This window comes from Serratia myotis (assembly GCF_027474885.1).
GTDB classification, from domain to species: domain Bacteria; phylum Pseudomonadota; class Gammaproteobacteria; order Enterobacterales; family Enterobacteriaceae; genus Serratia; species Serratia proteamaculans.
Map to the genome: position 1 here is coordinate 1 of NZ_CP099710.1, position 17,428 is coordinate 17,428.

The window sequence follows — 17,428 nt, forward strand, 5'->3', positions numbered from 1 at the left end:
GTGGGTAACCAGACTAAATCTTCCCAAGAAAACCCCGATAAACGTCACCGTGGCGAACATTCTACAGCCTGTAAATGTCCGTTACCGCTCTACGTGCGTCCGGCGCATTATAAGCCCCTCAGTAAACAGCATGGTCGAGCCTTACGTAACCTTATGAGCCAGGACAAAACCTCTGGTGCCTGGGTTATTCGTCGTCGTGTTTCTGCCGATCCAATCTTCACTTTTTTGCGACCTGTCGCGGACAGAAAAAGAGCTTTCCGTGAAGTACGCCGGCGTTTGCTCGATGCGTTGTTTGTGCTTTTCGTCAACAAAGCCGATCTTGCTACTGATATTGTCACTATCAACATCACTAAGCTGGCTGAAGAACTCAGTCCACGGAATGAAGATGGCCAGATCATCCCTGAAACTGCCGTGACGGTATCTAGGGTGTCGCGTCTGATAGACGAACTGGCGAGGTTTGGCATAGTCCTTGCGCCTGAAACTGAGTGGGATTATGTGAACGGGTGCCGTTTTCCTAAGCATATAATCATTACAGAAGAAGGCTGGCGTCTTACCGGTGTGGATATGGACAAGCTACGAGCAGAGCAAGAAGAACGCCTACGCGCTATTGAGGACGGCATTCTACAACCCGGCGAGGCTATGACAGTAAAAGAAGCCCGTAAGCGCTGGTATGAACGTTGCCGCCATCAGACGATACTCAGCCGCCGTACACGCGCTATTGAGGGCAAACAACGGCGTAAGCTGGCCGAATTACCGTTCGATGAGCGAAAGCGTCAGGTGGCCGAGCGTATTTTCCGTGATATGAAGGGTGATATACACCATCTAACCCCTCAGCAGTTTGAAAAAATGGTCTGGACTCAGCTTTACCAGCTTGAACTGGTAAATATGGAGCAGCCAGGCACAGCCCCGCCTCACTAACCCGCCCTCTTTTTACTAATCCGATTCCCTGCGGAGGATGTTCGTTGTCCATCTGCTAAAACAGCTCGTTTTTTAGTCACCATTATCACGATAACCTCACCGATATTTGGTCAAAACCCCAATCAACACCGGCGTTATATCTTTTATGCACACTTACCTGCAAATAGGTAAATGGGACTATCTGCAATCAACCAATAGTTAGCTGCAAAACAATCAGGTCTTCGACCTACTTAACTTCATTAAAGATCTACTTATTCGCTGGATAAGTTCTGTGGATAACGGGGAAAACCGATAATGACCGCCCTTGCAGCGGCCAGACGGCCGCGCCGGTTCGGCATGGTCGCTATGCTCCCCAAAAGACTTTAAGTAGCACCTCCGGCCTTAGCCGGAGGCATGGAGTCAACGAGACGCAATGCAGCGAAAAGGCGCTTTTCGCCCTTACCTACTTCATCGCTAAAAGTAAGCTAAAAAACCAGTCTGGCAGAAAGGGGGCGAAATCCGTTTGGGTGTATTCGTTGACACCAGGAGCAAGTATTCCTATCATTGTGTTGATAGTTAACACAGGGGGCGTTATGGCCAGAACAACAAGCGTTACGATTGGCGAACAACTCGATTCGTTTATCAGTCGATTAATAGACAGTGGCCGTTACGGCTCTGCGAGTGAAGTTATGCGCTCTGCTCTTCGATTGCTGGAGCAACAGGAAACAAATGATGAAGTTGTTCGCCAGGCTGTCATTGCCGGGCTGGAAAGTGGTGAAAGCTCGCTATCACTGCGGGATATTGCAGCACAAAGAAAGCTGAGACATCGTGTATAAACTCACTGAACGGGCAGCAGACGACTTCGCCGGGATTTATGACTATACGCTCTTGAAATTTGGTGAAGCTCAGGCAGACCATTATACCGACGCACTTGAGGCATTTTTCGAGACACTGGCCGGAATGCCAGATATGGGACGTGATTACCATGCCGTTCCTGGTGTGATGCGCATTGAATTTCAGCGACATGCCATTTTTTATACGGTTCGTGATACGGATATTTTGATTGCGCGTATTTTGCACCAACAGATGAACCATAAACGCCATTTAGGGGTCGTCTCAGAAAACGGAAAATAAAGCACGCTAAGCCGGTTGCAGCGGCCGTAGCGGCCTGAACTTGCCCGCGCCGATCTTGGCGCTGCTGCGCCAGAGGTAATCGCCGGTCAGGTTGATGTGCTCCCAGCCGAGCGGCGACAGGTACTGCAACAGGCCGTCATCGACGGCTTGACCGTGGCCACGCAAGGCGTTCGCGGCCCGCTCCAGATAGACCGTGTTCCATAGCACGATGGCCGCCGTCACCAGGTTGAGGCCGCTGGCCCGGTAGCGCTGCTGCTCGAAGCTGCGGTCGCGGATTTCCCCCAGGCGGTTGAAGAACACGGCGCGGGCCAGCGCGTTGCGCGCCTCGCCTTTGTTCAGCCCGGCATGCACGCGGCGGCGCAGCTCGACGCTTTGCAGCCAGTCCAGGATGAACAGTGTGCGCTCGATGCGTCCCAGCTCACGCAGGGCGACGGCCAGGCCGTTCTGGCGCGGGTAGCTGCCAAGCTTCCTGAGCATCAGCGAGGCCGTCGCCGTGCCCTGCTTGATCGAGGTGGCCATCCGCAGGATTTCATCCCAATGGGCGCGGACGTGCTTGATGTTGAGCGTGCCGCCGATCATCGGTTTCAACGCCTCGTAGGTGGCATCGCCCTTCGGGATGTAGAGCTTGGTGTCGCCCAGGTCACGAATGCGCGGGGCGAAGCGGAAGCCCAGCAGGTGCATCAACGCGAAGACGTGGTCCGTGAACCCTGCCGTGTCGGTGTAGTGCTCCTCGATCCGCAGGTCGGATTCGTGATACAGCAGGCCGTCGAGCACGTAGGTCGAGTCGCGCACGCCGACGTTCACGACCTTGGTGTGGAACGGCGCGTACTGGTCGGAGATATGGGTGTAGAACGTCCGCCCTGGGCTGCTGCCGTATTTCGGATTGATGTGGCCGGTGCTCTCGGCCTTGCTGCCGGTGCGGAAGTTCTGGCCGTCCGACGATGACGTGGTGCCGTCGCCCCAATGCTCGGCGAAGGGATGTCGGAACTGCGCGTTGACCAGCTCGGCCAGTGCCGCCCCGTAGGTTTCGTCGCGGATGTGCCAGGCTTGCAGCCAGGCCAGCTTGGCGTAGGTCGTGCCGGGGCACGATTCCGCCATCTTGGTCAGGCCCAGGTTGATCGCGTCGGCGAGGATCGTGGTCAGCAACAGGTTTTTGTCCTTGGCCAGGTCGCCTGACTTCAGGTGGGCGAAGTGCCGGGTGAAGCCCGTCCATTCGTCTACCTCCAGCAGCAATTCGGTGATCTTGACGTGCGGTAGGATCATCGCCGTCTGGTCGATCAGGGCCTGTGCGGTATCGGGCACCGCCGCATCGAGCGGCGTGATCTTCAGGCCCGACTCCGTGATGATGGCGTCCGGCAGCTCGTTGGCCAGCGCCATGCGGTTGACGGTGGCGAGCTGCGTTTCCAGCAGCGTCAGCCGGTCATGCAGGTACTGGTCGCAATCGGTGGCCACGGCCAGCGGCAATTCGCTGGCCTGCTTGAGGCTGGCGAATTTCGCGGGCGGCACCAGGTAGTTGTAGCGGCTCGCGTTTGAAAACGGGCGTGCTCGCATTCGACGCCGCTTTCGGCTCGAATTAACTGCAACTGACGGCGCGCTGATGCTCACGCTATCTGCAAACGAGCTTGCAATCGACGGCGGCGGCTCGCATTTCATGGCGGCGTGCTCGAATTAATTGCAAGTGAAATGCCGGGTTCCAAGCTATCCAAAATCAATAGATGCAGTGCCGGCTGCCCGCTAACGCCTCTGAGCGGTCAGACGGGGATTGACCTACGCCGCCTCTCGCACGAGACGGATATCGACTTCTCTGTCAACGTACTTCCATTCCTCTGTTGCACGCAGTTCGGAAAGCAATGCGTTGAACTCAGCCTCATGGGTTGGTGCGAACTCGAACCAATTGAGAAAATCGAACGGTTCATTTTCAGAGAGGTCGCGGCAGTGGTGGAGCTTGCGCGCTACTGCAGGCAAGTAGTTGAGCCCGATTTGGATGTGCTTTGACTTTTCGAAAACGCTCCGGCGCTCGTCTTGCGTGAATTCCCACCAAGCTGCGTTTTTTCGGATCGGTATCAACGCAGCGCAAGTTGCTTCTGGGCGCGCTAGCCCTTGCTGCTTCACCACAATTTCGTTCTTCTCTTCGCGCATGGCATACCGTTCATTGCTTGTTATTCCGCGAAGTACCCAGGGTGCATTGGTTTCGGGCTGCAACTCTGAGGCAGATATTACGTTGAGCCTTTTGGCTTCAGGCAGTGACTTGCCAACTATGGTTTCGGTTCCAACGATCCGCCAAAGACCGCTGTCTCCGCCGACGAATGCAAATAATCGTGTATCCATTTCAACCCCTTCATGTGAGTGTGTTAACTTTTTTACAGCTTCAAAAAACCTATCTGCCCATCCCATGCTTGTGCATCATCGCCTCGCCTCGCTTAGCGTAGTATTGCATTATGCTTACCAGCCCCCCGGTTAAATTGCAAATATAGCATCGAATTGGTCTGTGATACGACCGCCAGAAAATAGCCGTTTGTCGCCATTTCAAAAATTAATTGTACCGTATCGGTACGCCCTAACTAGGCGTCAGGCCGGAACCTTGGGCCGCGTCAGGATAGGGCCGATTCCAGCATTTTCTGACGCCTCGCCGGCAACCTCTAGGGCCTCAACCTGACAGGCCGTACGCTTAACGTACGATTTTTTCCGTTTTCTCTATCGTCCCCATCAAGGCTCTGGCCAGCACGATGCCCTTGTCGGTTTGCATGGCCAGCTCGGTCAGCAACTGGACAGCCTGCCGGTAGTGGCCAATCGTGAACGGCTGGAAGCCGAACACCGTTTGCAGCTCGACCAGGTGCTCGCGTCGGGTCTGCTCACGCTGCCCGTACTCGTCCCAGCTTTCGATGCCGACCTTGAGCTGGTTGGCGACCAGTCTCAGCAATGGCGGGAACGGTGGCTCATCAGCGCCAAGGATGACGCCGGGAAAGCGCAGGTAGCAGAGCTGCACCGCGAAGCCCAGCCGATTGGCCGGGCCGCGCCGCTGCCGGATGATGGAGAGGTCGCTTTCGCTGAACGTGTAGTGACGGATCAACTCATCCTTGGTGTCCGGCAACGCCAGCAGGCTTTCGCGCTCGGCGGCGGAGAGGATCGAACGGCGGGGCATGCGGTTTCCTTCTTCTTGAAAACGTAGGTTTGTGACAAGCCCGCCAAGGCAACCGGCGCGGCACGGGAATCAAGGCATTGCGATTCTCGAAAATAGTTCTTGAAATTCTATTCTTGATTGCATATCATCTCAACGAGTTTCGATAAGAAAGGATGCGCATGCGACCGTCTGTTGTGCTTGACATGAAGCGAAGCGCAGTGCGTGAAGCGGTAGGCCGCTTTCGCGCCGCGAACCCGCGCGTCTTCGGCTCGGTGCTGCATGGCACCGACCGGGATGGCAGCGACCTCGACCTGTTGGTCGATGCGCTGCCCGGTGCCACGTTGTTGGACTTGGGCGATTTGGAAGAAGAACTGAAATCGCTGCTCGGCGTTGACGTCGATCTGCTGACTCCCGGCGACCTGCCGCCGAAGTTCCGGGCCAAGGTGCTCGCGGAGGCGCAACCGATATGAGCGAGAACCGCCTGCCCGATTACCTCGACCACATTCAGCAGGCCGCAACCGATGCGCGCAGCTTCGTGGAAGGGATGGCCAAGGACGACTTCTTGGCCGACAAGCGCACCCAGCAGGCCGTCATCATGAGCCTGATCGTCATCGGCGAGGCGGCCACAAAGGTGATGGATGGCTACGTCGAGTTCACCCAGGCGCATGCCGACGTGCCGTGGCGCAGCATGCGCAATATGCGTAATCGCATGGCTCACGGCTATTTCGACATCAACCTCGATGTGGTGTGGGAGACGGTACAGGAATGGCTGCCGGCGTTGCTCCAGCAATTGCCCGCCGTGCGTCAGGATGCCGACGATGAAGACCGTAACGACAACTGTGAAAGAGGAATCTCCGATGACTGTTGAATCGAGAATATTTTCTGTAGCCGAGTATGTTCAGCCGTCCGAAGGCGAGCCTATTCGTTCCGTTGTGCTTGAAACCCGAGACTCAATTATCGTGGTTTGGCATGTCCATCCCGGGCAGGAAATTGCGGCTCACATTCATCCTCACGGCCAAGACACGTGGACTGTTTTGTCGGGAATGGCTGATTACTTTCAGGGCAATGGGATTGTTCGTGCCCTCAGGGAAGGTGAGATAGCCGTGGCAAGACCGGGCCAAGTGCACGGGGCGCGAAATACAGGTACCGAGCCATTTGTGTTAGTCTCGGTTGTGGCATCAGCCAATGCCGGTTTCGTATTGGCTGAGCGATAGAGCCCAATCTCTGGAGTTGGTCCAATGAGCGGTCGGGGAGATAGGTAACAGACATGCAGCGGACACGGCTGCTAAACCAGGTCGCAAACCTCCTTGCGTCGCAGCGTGCCGCAAGCGACGCGATCAATCGAATGGGGTCGGCATGAGACTGAACACCATCCAGTTCCCGACCGCGTAGCCGCCTGTCCTGCCGATCAGGTCTTGACCATCGACGCCTGGGATCAGTCCTGAATGTTCTTGGAGACCACTACGTTATGAGCCGCAGCCGCCGCAAAACACCCATCGTCGGGCACACGACCTGCGGCAGCGAGCGCGAGGACAAGAAGCTCTGGCATCAGCGCTGGCGCACCCGTGAGCGCACGGCGCTGACCAGCGCGTCGCCCGAAGCCCTGAGCGCCCATCTGCCCCTGCTGGAAAACCAGGCCAGCAGCGTCTGGTCGATGGGCAAGGATGGCCGCTCCTACTGGCCCGTCAAGCGCCAGGCCGCCACGGCGGATCGCATCGCCAATCACAAGGGACGCAACCCGCAAGAACGCGCCTCCCTGAAAAAGCGCCTGCTGCGCAAGTGGATGAGCAAATGAAGCTCTCCTTCCATCAGCACATTGCGCTGTTCTGGATGATCGGTGCTCCGGGCGTCTTCGCGCCCGTGATCGAGAACGCCAAGCGGCCCGATGCCGGCGCCGTCATGGCGTGGGGTGTCGCGATCGTGGCGGTGATGATCCTCTTCACCCCTTTGCTGCTGCGCTGTCCACCATTCCGGCGCTGGTATGGCCGGACGGATGCGCTGTCGGAGCGGCAGCGCCAGGCGCTTGCCGAGCGCGGCCTGCGCCGCTACTACCAGACCGCTTTCGATGACGGCTACGTGCCCCGCGTGATGCCCTACGTGTGGCGCATCATCTGGACGGTCGGCGGGTTGATGGCTGTGACCGCCGTACTGCCTACCAACACCGGACGGCCAGCCTTCGATGCCTTGGTGGTCTTCTCGACCTGGTATCCGATAGGCGTGATGCTGCTGGTTTTCGCGTCGAGGCCCCTTGGCCGGTTGATTCGCCAAAGAGCACAGGAGCGGCGGAAATGAGCACGTCAACCATCGAGGCGCTGGCCAGCGCCTGGGCAAGGATTGCCGAGGAAGCGGAATTCCCCGCTGACTACGAGGGGACTGCCACACCACAAGCGCATCGGGCTAGCGAAGCTATTCAGGAGCAGATTCGGGAGCGCATCGTCGCCACCAACGACATGCGGCTGTTCAGCCTGCTGCACCTGCTGGGTCAGGCGTCGCTGCGCATGGAGCAAGCGCTGTGGCCGGAGGATTACGAGCGGATGACGCGCGAGGTTGAGGAAGCCCTGCGGCAAGCCACCGACGCCAACGCCAGATCGTACACCCACGAAGAAGTGATGCAGGCGATGCAGGAACGCATCGACCGGGCGCGAGACAAGCCATGTTGATTGGCTATGCGCGCGTCTCGACGCAGGATCAGAACCTGGAGCTGCAACGCGAAGCCTTGAGCAAGGCCGGATGTAAAAAGGTCTTCGAGGACAAGGTGAGTGGCACGCGGGCAGACCGGCCTGGCTTGGCCAAGACGCTCGAAATGCTGCGCGAAGGCGATACTTTGGTCGTCTGGAAGCTCGACCGGCTGGGCCGGTCGGTCAAGCAACTGGTCGATCTGGTCGGCGATCTGCACAAGCACGGTGTCCAGTTCAGGAGCCTCACCGACTCCATCGACACCGGCACACCATCCGGGCGGTTCTTCTTCCACGTCATGGCGAGCCTTGCCGAAATGGAGCGCGAGCTGACCGTCGAGCGCACCCGCGCCGGGCTGGAAGTCGCCAAGCAGCTCGGCCGCAAAGGCGGCCGCAAGCCGAAGATGACCGACAGCAAGATCGAGTCGGCCAAGAAGCTGCTGGCCAGCGGGGTGCCGCCCAAGGACGTGGCCAAGAACCTCGGCGTGTCCATTCCGACGCTGTACCGCTGGGTGCCAGCCTCCACGCACGCTTAGCGTGCTTTATTTTCCGTTTTCTGAGACGACCCCATTTACTGTAAATCTAAACACGCTGCCGCGCTTTGCTTGGCCAACCCCGATCTGGCACATAAAAAATTTATGCACCAGATCGGGGTTCCGCGCCCATTGCCCCATAAGTTCCACCTTCTCAGTGAAATTATATATATATCAAAACTATATAATGAGATTCCGATACTCATTGCTGAAGCATCATTAAAAAATGTTGTTTATTTCACAATCTCCCCCAGTGTGAGCGAAGCTGCAAAATGCGACATCTGGCAGACCTAAACCTAGATGAAACTGCCTAACTAAAACAGGGTTTTCGTCACGTTGTCCAGGATACTCAAAGGAAATCCCAAGGATTTCCTAAAGAAATACTTTAAATCCCTTTAGGATGCATATAGTATACCGTTAAGGTTTACTTACAGGAGGAAGGAAATGCCAATATATGCAATATCTCATCATAAGGGTGGTGCCGGTAAAACTACATCTACAGTACATATCGTTGGTGAGCTAAAACCTGATATCACAATTGACCTAGATATCCATGAAGGGGTCAGCGTCATCAACCAGCTAAGACCCGATGACAAGAAATGGAATGTCCTGGCTATCAACAATAAAGAAAAGTTGATATCCGTCCTTCGGGAACTGGATGACCAAGGTAAAACGGTGGTCATCGACTGCGGCGGTTTCGATGCTGATATTAATCGTGTCGCGGTGGCAGTAGCAGACGTGGTGATCGTCCCGGCTAATGATACGGTCACGGAACAAATTGGTCTGGCGAAGTTCGACAAGGTGCTGGCAGAAATCAGCAAGCAAATGAATGTGGAGCTGAACGCAAAAATCATGTTCTGCAAAACAGAGCCAAACCAGAAACATTTCCCGGACATGGAAGATACCCTGAAAAAGGTGAAACACATGTCGTTGCTGAATAGTCGCCTTTCATATCGCCGTGGACGGTATGGGTTTACTCAATCTTTACGGCAGGGGATGGGGATAACTGAAATCAAGCATGGTCGCGCTTCGGCAGCCGGGAAAGAAGTTGTCGCGCTCGTCAAAGAATTACGGGAACTAGTCGAAAACGGTAAATGATGTACAATAGAAACCCAAAGGAAATCCAATGTAAACCCAATAGGTTTCCTTTATAACTACATAACATATCTGTGAGATCCCCATGAAAAATAAAAAATCCCTTTTTGATGTAGCATCCACTGTCGGCAATGACGCACTTTTGCAGGTAGCGGAGCAGCAACCAGAAGCAACTACTCGCGCCGTTCGCACCAAAACATTAAAAGCTATCCCTGAAACGTTTTTTGCTGCACACAAGAAGCTAAGAGATACAAACAAAACTAACCTGGATTTTTCTAATTACATCATGGAAGCGCTACGCGAAAAGCTGGAACGAGACGGGGCGATCTAATCAATCACAGCATCCAAAAGGAACACTTAGGAGTTATATAAGATACCTTATGGATCTCTAATGGATTCCCATAGGAACTATGTCAGGAATCTATTATGATGCTCGTCGTTTAGATACAGTCCTGTAACGAGAAGCTCTGAAAGCATCCCACATACTGGCAGGGCACAACCTCAGGTAATAGAGAATGAAATTTACACCGCTAGATCTGAAAAATTTTAACCAGCTTTTTGAAGACAAAATAAATGCAGGGTACGTATTAGATTTCTCCAACAAAACAATGCGTGAGTTTTTCGAATCTGAGCTTTCTATCGATATAGACAATGACATCTACCGAAAGGATGGTGACTCCAAACTTAAGAGATTGTGCAGCCTGATAAAACAAGCAGACAGGGAAACCGTTCTGAGAGTTGTCACCCGACTATGGGAATACCGGAAATCCATTCCTGACGGGATTATCACCGCACAGGATGATGCTGTCTATGGCAGTTTTGTTGCCAAAATTCAGGGGGCAGACAGTCAGACGGCATCAGGTATTGCACCTGCATTAATCGTCCCCACAGGCATCGATAATGATTATTTCCTCAAAGGTCTGGAAGCCCTCCATAACCAACAACCTCACCAACGCGGACATAGCTTTGAGTTATGGCTTAACGAACTGTTTGCCGCGTTCTATTTATCCCCTAAAGGCGCATTCCGGTTGAAGGGCGAACAGATAGACGGCAGTTTTCTACTCAATAACGATACCTATCTGGTCGAAGCAAAATGGCATAGCGCGAAAACAGGAAATGCCGATCTCCATGCATTTCATGGAAAACTGGATCAGAAAATCTCATGGGCTCGTGGTGTATTCATCAGTTGGGCAGGGTTTACCCGCAGCGGCTTAGATGCCTGGGGAAGGGGAAAGAAAGTTATCTGTGTCAGCGGTTATGATCTTGTTCTTATGCTAAAAAACAACATCAGTTTCAGAATGTTGATGGAAGAAAAAATACGACGAGCAGCCGAAACGGGCAACTTATACGTCAAGATTGACGAAATTTACCCGAATATCAACAAATAATAACGGTCATTAATCAGATGAGCTAATGATGAAAGTTAATATGGCCCAGTGGGAGCGAAGCTGCGATTTGACGACATTTGGCCACCATCACTGAAATTTATCAGGTGTGATTATAAAATCGCCAAATAAGGCACCTCATTTTTTTGGTTAGACCTTTCGGGGTGTTGGTTCTAACTGCTACTAGTGACTTATTGCCAGCCTCCATCATATTCCTTCCAGCCTTGATTAGTCGCATCATTGGTTAGCGTCATGTCATCGACCACGCAGTTACGTATCTCAGCAGTGCGGTAAATCTCGTCAAAAAGTTCGTCAATCTGCTCTTTCAAATCGGCCTCATCGCTATACGTAAAAATCAGGCTGTACTCATTGTTGTCCAACACCTTTCCGTCATAGTCAGACTCAACCAGCCAGGCAATATCTTCTCTGACCTTTTTCTTCCCTCGGGTAAATTTGCTGCCGTTCTGCACCGGCACCCACAGTGTGGTTGTCACGGAGAATGCGGTAGCACTCTCCGATTGCCCGGAAAGAGTAACTGGGGGACACTGTTTAATCGCCCGGCTAATGGTGCCACGACTGCAATTGATGGTCTTCTGAACCTGGCTCCAGGAGCTGCCGCTGGCCAGCAGCCGGTTAATGGCATCATAGCGATGTTGGTTAACCTTTCTTCCCTGGTATTTGCCCTCAGCTTTTGCTTTGGCGATCCCCTGTTTCTGGCGTTCCCGCCGCTGCTCATAGTCGCGTCTGGCCACTGCGGCCAGCATATCGAGCAGCATGTCATTGATGGCCGAAAACATCCGGTTATCAAAATCGGTCAGCCCTGGAGATAAATGTAGCCAGGTAGTGGGAACATTAACGGCCACGACTCTTATATCTTTTCTGGCAATCATTTTCTTGAGCGTGATCCAGTCATTCCCAGCCAGACGTGAAAGGCGGTCAACATCTTCAATGAGTAAGATGTCACGCTGCCGACAGTCTTTTAGCAGCCGGAAAAGCTCAGGACGCTCCAGCCGTGAACCTGACTCATTTTCAATATAATAGTTACAGATGGCCAGCCCGCGCTCAGTGGCGAAAGTGTCGATAGAGCTACGTGCTCGTGATGCATCCTGTTCGGATGTGGAGGCTCGAAGATAGGCGCGAACAAAGCAGGTCGGTACTGTTTGGGTCATTTTTGAGAACCGGTTCTGTTTAAGTGTGTCGTGTGTGTTTAAACAGTACCAGCTTGCAGCGGTACGAGGAAGGTATACTTATACAGAACCAATCATTTATATGTATAAGCAGGATGGAAAAGGATACCATCCTGCATTTCACATATCGCTAAATGTCGAGTTTTGGCAGATTGTTGACGATTTTCTGAGTTTCAAGACTGACCGTGATAACTCGCAGGAACAACTCTAACGGGTATCGAGGGTTATCCATTGTTTCAATTGCCCAGTCATTGGCATCATTCACAATCCCGCTGTCCTTATGGGTAGAAACACCTTGCCGCTCCATAACCCACTCAAGAGCAGATTTACCATTCACAATATAATCATAAGCCTCAACAGGAATGTTTTTTATGCGTATCTTGTTGTTATAGATTACAGTGTCTTTCTCACCTTTTTTGGCGAACTTCATCTTTTCAACATAAAAATCTTCTTTACCTAACTGAGTATAATTGAGAGAACCGGTATCAATGGTCGCTTTGTATGGCTCAACTGTTTCGTAGTTTAAATGCCAATAGGCCAACTCTCGACCAGCCTTAGAAAAAGACCAAAAATCGGCTAGTTTTTTCACACATGGAATTCGAGGTAATTCTTTACCTAGATTGTCAATATATTTATCACGATAATCTTTAGAATTAAAAATACCGTACACATAGTAAAAAATGTCTTCTTTAACTATAGATTCATTTTGATAGAAGTATTGGAACGAATTTAACCCTGAATCACTAATTGCATCCTTGCGATTGTATTTACTCTCTATAGAGCTAGATGAATGATGAATATCTAGTGAGCTATCTTTACTGATTTTCTCATATAAATATAAAGGGAAGCATTGTGCGCCTGCGTCCATTAAGTTTAAATCAATGATAGTGTTAGATATGAGGGTGGAAAACCCTTTTTTCCCTCCGATGCCAGTAACTGCAATAATGATATTATGAATATTTGATTCAGGAAATATATTAGGCATTTGATACTGCCTCTCATTTAAATCCTTATCAAAATAAAGCCATTGCTTTATGAAGGGACGATACAGCCCATTAACCAATTTAGTTTCGCTAAATAATATGTTAACGTTTTTTTTCATTTTATCAGCCAATCCGTCCGACCAACTTATTTCACTTTTATTATAAATAATCGGGTCCTTACCATTAAAAAAAACTTCTCTTTGCGAATTATAAAAGCTCACCAATGATAACAAGTTGACTTTAATTTTATTATAGGAGGAATTATAACACCAAGCATCACGACTTGTTGCAACACCTCTTGAGTAGTTATCAAACAAAGTTTGAACTGATTTATTTTTTTTATTACCAATTTCAATGAAGTCATAAAAACTATCATCACGCTGATTCAGCCAGTCGTTATAAGCATCCGGTATTATTGACTGCCAGCCATGTACTTTTTCAATACCATTGATACTTACGAAGTCAGAAATCTTCTCCAGTTTTTCCTCACGAGTCAGATAATCGCCAATATCATGGAAATAAATCTGGCCATACTTTTCAGCCGCCGGGTTTTTCACCAGAATAGCAATCACAATCGGTGCGCGACTTCCACTGCCAAAAATTTTACCGCCTTCTTGTCGTGATTTTTCTCCAGAGGTTCTCTGATTCCCCCTTAAATGGAAAAAATACAGACTACTGAACTCATCTGCTAGACACTTACGCATCCCGTCGGCAGAATTAGAGTCAACATACCCGCCGTTGGTCACAAAGCCGAGTACACCCTGCTCACCGATACGGTCACTCGCCCAGCGAATCGAACGAATATAAGAGTCATAGAGTGCATTTTTATTTGTCGCCGTCGTATAAGCGGCATACGTTTCCGATATGCGCTTATCTAGTAGAGGGTATTTCACATTCTGATTATTGTCGTTTGCCGACTCCTGACCGGACGAATAAGGCGGGTTCCCGATAATCACCCGTATATCTAATGCCTTCTGCCGTTTACGGCGCTTGCTATTATCAACCAGTACCTCACTGACCAGATCATCCTTTTCATACATTTCAAAGGTGTCGGTCAGGCAGATACCTTCAAACGGGGTGTAATCCGCTTCTTCTGTAATGCCGTGATATACCGCCTCAATATTAATTGCCGCAATGTAATAGGCTAACAGGACAATTTCGTTGGCATGAATTTCATTTTTAAACTTATAAGCCAGTTTATCTGACGGGATCAGACCACTTTGCAGCAGGCGGGTGATGAACGTACCGGTTCCGGTGAACGGGTCAAGGATATGGACACCCTTATCTGCCAATGTTTGTCCGAACTCTTGTTTCAGTACGTCATTCACACTGTGAATAATAAAATCGACCACTTCGACAGGGGTGTAAACAATCCCCAGACGTTCCGTCATTTTCGGGAATGCGTTTCTGAAAAACTTATCGTACAACTGCACGATAATCTGTTGCTTTCCTTCTGCGGTCGTGATGCCGTCAGCCCGCATTTTGACAGAGTCATAGAAGCTGTTCAGCGTACTGGCTTCTTTTTCGAGATGATGCTCCTGCAACGTATTCAGGACGTTCTGCATCGCCATACTCATCGGGTTATGGTCGGTGAAATTGTAGTCCGCAAACAGGGCATCAAAGACAGGTTTGGTTATCAGGTGCTGTGCCAGCATTTCAATGATTTCATCGTCTGAAACGCTGTTATTCAGGTCATCACGCAGCTCATCCGCAAAGGCTCTGAATGCCGTAATTTCAGCCGTATTGGCAGGGTTTTCCAGAATGCCGTGAATACGGTCGATATGGGTTCGGGCAATTTTGGCAATATCATTCGCCCAGTCCTCCCAGTGATGCCGGTTACCGCATTTTTTAACGATTTTCGCGTACAGGGCACGCTCAATCTCGCCGACAGAAAACTCAATATCAAATTGCTCAGGAGTGGAACTCACTGTTGAACCAATGCCACTGCTTTTACGTGCCTTTCCTGCCAGTTCAGATTTTTTCGTCTGCCGCTTGGTTTTCTTTACCACTTTATCGGCAACCGCGATCACTTCCATTCTGCCGGTGTCTTTACCGTTGAACTCTAGCTTGTTAATCATGGCATCAAAACGGTCATCATGCGCCCTGAGTGCATTCAGTACCTGCCAGACAACGCGGTATGCCTGATTATTGTTTAAGGCATTTTCCGGCTCTTCACCGGCAGGGATAACAACAGGAAGAATGACGTAACCCAGCTCTTTACCTTCAGCTCGACGCATGACGCGCCCGACAGACTGCACCACATCTACCTGAGAACTTCTCGGCGTTAAAAACAACACCGCATCCAATGAAGGCACATCCACACCTTCCGACAGGCAACGCACGTTGGACAATATCCGGCAGACATTGTCCTCTGCTTCCGCTTTCAGCCATTCGATATGGTTTTTTTTCTGCGTGGCATTCATGCTGCCGTCAACGTGCTGTACCTGACACTGTAGCTTTAACGACGGGTCAATTTCCTGATCTGGTGCGGTTTCTTTGAGATACTCGATCTCGGATGCCTGATAGGCTTCAACTACTGCCCCAAACATTTCAGTAATGAGTTTTGAACTGACCTTATGCGTTTTACCGCGAAAATCTTTTTCAATCACCTGACAGAAGGCAACTGCCCGCTTCATCGCATCAGGTTGAACACCATCAGAGGCAGCCAGCCCTTGTTTTGCCAGAGCTTTCCAACAACCCACTATTTTTGCCGCATCATCCACTTTGAGCTGATTGTTTTCATCCTTCAGTAATGACTGAATGCGACGGCTGACATGCTTTTCCTCCACGGCCAGGACGATAACTTTGTAATCGCACAAAATCCCTAACTGAACCGCTTTTGAGAAGGTAATGACATACAAATCGTCACCATAAAGCTTTTCATTATTCATCGAATACACATTGGAAACACCCTCAGTATTTTCAGCTTCATCACTGTAAATACGAGGTGTTGCGGTCATGTATAACCGTTTTTTACCGGCAATATAGGCATTGTCGTGAATACGGACAAAGGCAGAATCATCATCACCGTCAAAGGTCGCGCCCGTTGTGCGGTGAGCCTCATCACAAATGATGAAATCAAATTCAGGGAAGCCCAGTTTTTGCGCCTGATGGATAACCTCAACAGAGTGATAGGTTGAGAAAACCACATTCATGTAAGGCGGTTTTTCGCTACCGAAAATATCCGGCTGATTAAAAGCTTTTACGAGGCTGTTCGCATTCGTGGTCGCCGGATATTTCAGGTCACTTATCCCGACGACAACATTGTCATCATGGTTTTTCTTACCAACATCACTGTCAGAACAGACAGCAAAACAGCGCAGGTCAATGAGCGTATCCTGTGTCCATTCATCCAGTGTCTGACTAAGCAATGCGAGACTCGGCACAAGGAACAGGACGGTTTTACCCCGTCCGGCGACGGCTTCAGCGATACGCAGCGAAGTGAACGTCTTCCCTGTACCACATGCCATGATGAGTTTTCCTCGATCGGCGGTTGAAAGCCCTCTTTTAACGGCTTCCAGCGCGGGTGTCTGATGAGGACGGAGCTGTTTTTTCGCTTTCATCACCGGTTTGTATGCCGGATCAAAATCAAATTGTGACCAGTCCAGTGCGCTTTGTTCAAGGTCAGTCAGGCTTAATGCGGTAACAGGAACAGCCTTATCCCGCAGCATATCTTTGGCTTCTTCTGTCCAGTTGTCCGTAGAGGCAACGATATACCGGAGCATAAAATACGTTTTGTCAGAGGCAGCAAGAAAGCTATCAATGTCCTTTTTGGCGATTTTGGTCTGATTGTAGTTTTTACACTGAATGGCATGAAATTCACCGGTTTTGGTGATCGCAACCAAATCAATACCGGCATCTTTTTTCGTCGTAATACCAACAGCTTCACCGTACTTAGCAATCCATCCAGCATAACTCAGGACATCGCTGTATAACTCGGCATATTTAGGTTCGTGAAGGAAAAACTGAACACAAAGGTTTTCAAAGGTCGTGCCTTTATCACGTTGTGTCGGTGAGGCATTTTCAATTTTAGATAACAGCTCAGAGAGCGCATTCATCAGTCATATCCTTAAGAACATCATAAATATTCATTTAACGGGCTTTACTTGGAGTTTGAATGTCAACTGTGTAAAAAAACCGCTAAGCAGTATTGATAGCACAAATGATAATATAAAAAATGCACATAATCTCTTTCATATCATGTGATTAGATTTTTTTATTTCCACTTGCATTTGAGGTGTGAGGGCTAAGTTTTCATTTCCAAATATATAACGTAAGCCGTCTAGGCGCTACGCCGTGCTTTCGCATTGAGCCTGGCGAGCTGTCTCACCCCCCGTGCTTTCATCGCTGACATAACAGCATTTCACCATTTCACCATTGCGGCATAAGGGGCGCTAAGTCCGGGTATGCTCGCCGTC

At 50.6% G+C, this 17,428-nt stretch carries 16 protein-coding genes and 2 pseudogenes; 13 read left to right on the forward strand and 5 right to left on the reverse strand.

Annotated features, from left to right (window positions below; translation table 11 throughout):
- The 3 genes from repA to NHG65_RS26805 all read left to right on the forward strand — a co-directional run bounded on the left by repA (position 1) and on the right by NHG65_RS26805 (position 2,031).
- Positions 1-918, forward strand: a complete 918-nt coding sequence (repA, locus tag NHG65_RS26795) for a plasmid replication initiator RepA (RefSeq protein ID WP_499183518.1) — start codon at positions 1-3, stop codon at positions 916-918.
- A gap of 572 nt (positions 919-1,490) precedes the next feature.
- Positions 1,491-1,733, forward strand: a complete 243-nt coding sequence (locus tag NHG65_RS26800; RefSeq protein ID WP_008815935.1) for a type II toxin-antitoxin system ParD family antitoxin — start codon at positions 1,491-1,493, stop codon at positions 1,731-1,733.
- On the forward strand, positions 1,726-2,031 hold the full coding sequence (locus tag NHG65_RS26805) for a type II toxin-antitoxin system RelE/ParE family toxin (RefSeq protein WP_414060590.1): 306 nt from the start codon (positions 1,726-1,728) through the stop codon (positions 2,029-2,031). Before NHG65_RS26800 ends, NHG65_RS26805 begins: the two co-directional genes overlap by 8 nt.
- Before the next feature lie 6 nt (positions 2,032-2,037).
- Here the strand turns inward: NHG65_RS26805 and NHG65_RS26810 are convergent.
- From NHG65_RS26810 to NHG65_RS26820, 3 genes and pseudogenes are all read right to left on the reverse strand, one after another.
- A pseudogene (locus tag NHG65_RS26810) lies at positions 2,038-3,546 on the reverse strand (Tn3-like element ISPa38 family transposase); the annotation flags it as partial.
- Between the two features lie 252 nt (positions 3,547-3,798).
- Positions 3,799-4,359 carry a chlorite dismutase family protein gene (locus NHG65_RS26815; protein ID WP_047502608.1) on the reverse strand — a complete coding sequence of 187 codons (561 nt, stop codon included), beginning with the start codon at positions 4,357-4,359 and terminating at the stop codon, positions 3,799-3,801.
- Between the two features lie 346 nt (positions 4,360-4,705).
- Positions 4,706-5,173: pseudogene (locus NHG65_RS26820) on the reverse strand (DUF4158 domain-containing protein); the annotation flags it as partial.
- Between the two features lie 158 nt (positions 5,174-5,331).
- Between NHG65_RS26820 and NHG65_RS26825 the strand changes: the two are divergent.
- The 10 genes from NHG65_RS26825 (at position 5,332) to NHG65_RS26870 (ending at position 10,843) form a co-directional block, all read left to right on the forward strand.
- Positions 5,332-5,622: a nucleotidyltransferase family protein gene (locus NHG65_RS26825; protein ID WP_001247892.1), complete on the forward strand. Its 291-nt coding sequence runs from the start codon at positions 5,332-5,334 to the stop codon at positions 5,620-5,622.
- The gene (locus NHG65_RS26830; RefSeq protein WP_001293886.1) at positions 5,619-6,020 is read left to right on the forward strand and encodes a HepT-like ribonuclease domain-containing protein; all 402 of its coding nucleotides are present in this window, start codon (positions 5,619-5,621) and stop codon (positions 6,018-6,020) included. Before NHG65_RS26825 ends, NHG65_RS26830 begins: the two co-directional genes overlap by 4 nt.
- Positions 6,010-6,366 (forward strand): cupin domain-containing protein, encoded by a 357-nt coding sequence (locus NHG65_RS26835; protein ID WP_000215515.1) that lies wholly within the window; start codon positions 6,010-6,012, stop codon positions 6,364-6,366. The genes NHG65_RS26830 and NHG65_RS26835 overlap by 11 nt, the downstream gene beginning before the upstream one ends.
- A 254-nt stretch (positions 6,367-6,620) precedes the next feature.
- A complete protein-coding gene (locus NHG65_RS26840) occupies positions 6,621-6,947 on the forward strand; it encodes a hypothetical protein (RefSeq protein ID WP_003100858.1) in 327 nt (108 codons plus the stop codon).
- Entirely contained in the window at positions 6,944-7,444 is a 501-nt protein-coding gene (locus NHG65_RS26845; RefSeq protein WP_003100856.1) for a hypothetical protein, read from the forward strand. The genes NHG65_RS26840 and NHG65_RS26845 overlap by 4 nt, the downstream gene beginning before the upstream one ends.
- Positions 7,441-7,812, forward strand: coding sequence for a hypothetical protein (locus NHG65_RS26850; RefSeq protein WP_003100853.1), 372 nt, complete (start codon positions 7,441-7,443; stop codon positions 7,810-7,812). The genes NHG65_RS26845 and NHG65_RS26850 overlap by 4 nt, the downstream gene beginning before the upstream one ends.
- Positions 7,806-8,363: a recombinase family protein gene (locus tag NHG65_RS26855; protein WP_003100847.1), complete on the forward strand. Its 558-nt coding sequence runs from the start codon at positions 7,806-7,808 to the stop codon at positions 8,361-8,363. The genes NHG65_RS26850 and NHG65_RS26855 overlap by 7 nt, the downstream gene beginning before the upstream one ends.
- A gap of 441 nt (positions 8,364-8,804) precedes the next feature.
- Entirely contained in the window at positions 8,805-9,458 is a 654-nt protein-coding gene (locus NHG65_RS26860) for a division plane positioning ATPase MipZ (protein ID WP_040118334.1), read from the forward strand.
- 82 nt (positions 9,459-9,540) lie between these two features.
- Positions 9,541-9,786 (forward strand): hypothetical protein, encoded by a 246-nt coding sequence (locus NHG65_RS26865; RefSeq protein WP_040118333.1) that lies wholly within the window; start codon positions 9,541-9,543, stop codon positions 9,784-9,786.
- Between the two features lie 184 nt (positions 9,787-9,970).
- On the forward strand, positions 9,971-10,843 hold the full coding sequence (locus NHG65_RS26870; protein WP_145490400.1) for a restriction endonuclease: 873 nt from the start codon (positions 9,971-9,973) through the stop codon (positions 10,841-10,843).
- 188 nt (positions 10,844-11,031) lie between these two features.
- Here NHG65_RS26870 and NHG65_RS26875 read toward each other — a convergent pair whose 3' ends face one another.
- A complete protein-coding gene (locus NHG65_RS26875; protein WP_040118358.1) occupies positions 11,032-12,009 on the reverse strand; it encodes a recombinase family protein in 978 nt (325 codons plus the stop codon).
- Positions 12,010-12,157: 148 nt separating this feature from the next.
- A complete protein-coding gene (locus NHG65_RS26880; protein ID WP_414060591.1) occupies positions 12,158-17,068 on the reverse strand; it encodes a DEAD/DEAH box helicase in 4,911 nt (1,636 codons plus the stop codon).
- Positions 17,069-17,428: the final 360 nt, after the last annotated feature.

Excerpts from the sequence above, each read along its gene's own strand:
- NHG65_RS26800 (WP_008815935.1), top strand. The coding sequence starts at position 1,491 with ATGGCCAGAACAACAAGCGTTACGATTGGCGAACAACTCGATTCGTTT.
- NHG65_RS26815 (WP_047502608.1), bottom strand. The coding sequence starts at position 4,359 with ATGGATACACGATTATTTGCATTCGTCGGCGGAGACAGCGGTCTTTGG.
- NHG65_RS26825 (WP_001247892.1), top strand. The coding sequence starts at position 5,332 with ATGCGACCGTCTGTTGTGCTTGACATGAAGCGAAGCGCAGTGCGTGAA.
- NHG65_RS26830 (WP_001293886.1), top strand. The coding sequence starts at position 5,619 with ATGAGCGAGAACCGCCTGCCCGATTACCTCGACCACATTCAGCAGGCC.
- NHG65_RS26835 (WP_000215515.1), top strand. The coding sequence starts at position 6,010 with ATGACTGTTGAATCGAGAATATTTTCTGTAGCCGAGTATGTTCAGCCG.
- NHG65_RS26840 (WP_003100858.1), top strand. The coding sequence starts at position 6,621 with ATGAGCCGCAGCCGCCGCAAAACACCCATCGTCGGGCACACGACCTGC.
- NHG65_RS26845 (WP_003100856.1), top strand. The coding sequence starts at position 6,944 with ATGAAGCTCTCCTTCCATCAGCACATTGCGCTGTTCTGGATGATCGGT.
- NHG65_RS26850 (WP_003100853.1), top strand. The coding sequence starts at position 7,441 with ATGAGCACGTCAACCATCGAGGCGCTGGCCAGCGCCTGGGCAAGGATT.
- NHG65_RS26855 (WP_003100847.1), top strand. The coding sequence starts at position 7,806 with ATGTTGATTGGCTATGCGCGCGTCTCGACGCAGGATCAGAACCTGGAG.
- NHG65_RS26860 (WP_040118334.1), top strand. The coding sequence starts at position 8,805 with ATGCCAATATATGCAATATCTCATCATAAGGGTGGTGCCGGTAAAACT.
- NHG65_RS26865 (WP_040118333.1), top strand. The coding sequence starts at position 9,541 with ATGAAAAATAAAAAATCCCTTTTTGATGTAGCATCCACTGTCGGCAAT.
- NHG65_RS26870 (WP_145490400.1), top strand. The coding sequence starts at position 9,971 with ATGAAATTTACACCGCTAGATCTGAAAAATTTTAACCAGCTTTTTGAA.
- NHG65_RS26875 (WP_040118358.1), bottom strand. The coding sequence starts at position 12,009 with ATGACCCAAACAGTACCGACCTGCTTTGTTCGCGCCTATCTTCGAGCC.
- NHG65_RS26880 (WP_414060591.1), bottom strand. The coding sequence starts at position 17,068 with ATGAATGCGCTCTCTGAGCTGTTATCTAAAATTGAAAATGCCTCACCG.